This window comes from Micromonospora sp. NPDC050795, assembly GCF_044456785.1.
In the GTDB taxonomy this organism is placed as follows: Bacteria; Actinomycetota; Actinomycetes; order Mycobacteriales; family Micromonosporaceae; genus Micromonospora.
In genome coordinates this window covers 119,643-121,293 of the sequence record NZ_JBITGE010000021.1, presented here as the reverse complement: position 1 = coordinate 121,293, position 1,651 = coordinate 119,643, and the positions used below count along the sequence as shown (strand labels likewise).

Sequence of the window (1,651 nt, the reverse complement as noted above, 5' to 3'; positions counted from 1 at the left end):
CGCCGCGATCTGGCACAACCGGACCACCGGCCAGCCCGTGACGAGATCCCTGATCGCCTACGACCACTGAACCAACTTCGGACTTACTCGTCTAGCGGCCGGGGGCGGGCGCGGTGGAACCCCGCACCACCAACTCCGGCTCGAACAGCAGCTCGTCCTGAAGAACGCCGGCACCCTCTATCTGGGTGACCAGCAGATCCACGGCGGCCTGCCCCATCGTCTCGATCGGCTGCCGCACAGTGGTCAACGGCGGATCGGTGCACGTCATGAAGGCGGAGTCGTCGAAACCCACCACCGACACGTCGGCCGGAACCGAACGGCCCAGCCGGCGGGCCGCCCGGATCGTGCCCAGCGCGAGCACGTCACTGGCGCAGATGATGCCGGTCACGCCCCGCTCGACCAACTTCGTCGCGGCGACCCGCGCTCCCTCCAACGAGAAGCTGGAGCGCTCGACGCACTCGGCGTCGCCCTCGCCCCAGCCGGCAGCCTGGGTCATGGCGTCCAGCTTGCGCCGGGACGGCACATGCCCCTCCGGGCCCAGCACCATGCCGATGCGTTCGTGCCCGAGCGAGCGCAGGTGCCCGTACGCCTGCTCCACCGCCACCGCGTCGTCGGTGGAGACCCGGGGGAAGCCCAACTCGTCCACGCCGGCGTTGACCAGCACCACCGGAAGGCCCCGGTCGGTGAGCCGACGGTAGTGGTCGTGTCGGGCGTCGGTGAGTGCGTAGGAACCACCAGCGAAGATCACCCCGGAGACCTGGTGGTCGAGGAGCATCTCCACATAGTCCATCTCGGAGACGCCGCCGATGGTGCGGGCACAGAGCGCCGGGGTGTAGCCGCGCTGAGCGAGAGTGCCGGTGACCACCTCGGCCAGTGCCGGGAAGATCGGGTTCTGCAACTCGGGCAGCACCAGCCCGACCAGCCGGGCGCGCTCGCCGCGCAGCTTGGTCGGCCGCTCGTAACCGAGCACGTCCAGCGCCGTGAGCACTGCGGTGCGGGTCGCCTCGGAGACCCCGTCGCGGCCGTTGAGCACCCGGCTGACGGTGGCCTCGCTGACGCCCGCCTTCTTGGCAACTTCAGTCAACCGCTTGGTCACGGCCGCAATGGTACGTCACCTACATGAAAGAAATGAACAGCAAAATGCGCTGCGCTTGCTGGCCCGCTGCCGCATTCTGCCCACCGCCGACCATTCCGGCACCTTGCCGTCGGCGATCTCGGCCCGCAACTCGGGGCTGATCAGCGACTGCACCCCGGCCGCGACACCGACAGCCGACAGCCGCGCCTGCCGACGGCCGCCCACACCTCACGTCGGCCGTCCCCGCACCTGCCAGCGCCCGAGGCCACCCGGTGCGTCGACGTCCCCACGCCACCATGATCGACTCGGTTTTCAGGAAGTCGCGGTGTCCCGATGCTTCGGACACCGCGACTTCCTGGAACGCGAGTGGATCATGTCCAGTCGCGCAAGCGAGGCGTCACAAGGCACTGCCATCGCCAGGCACGAGGCACCGTGAATCGGGCACGCCACGAAACGCGGACGCCGGAGGAAGCGCGACGCGGGGACCAGGGCGCGGAGGCGTCGCAAGGCGCGCGACGCGGGGCGCGGGGCGTCGCAAGGCGCGCGACGCGGGGCGCGGAGGCGTCGCAAGGCGCG

At 70.1% G+C, this 1,651-nt stretch carries 1 protein-coding gene; it reads right to left on the bottom strand.

What is annotated here, in order from left to right:
• Window positions 1–91: 91 nt before the first annotated feature.
• On the bottom strand, window positions 92–1,096 hold the full coding sequence (locus ACIBEF_RS19855; RefSeq protein ID WP_357203091.1) for a LacI family DNA-binding transcriptional regulator: 1,005 nt from the start codon (window positions 1,094–1,096) through the stop codon (window positions 92–94).
• Window positions 1,097–1,651 lie beyond the last annotated feature (555 nt).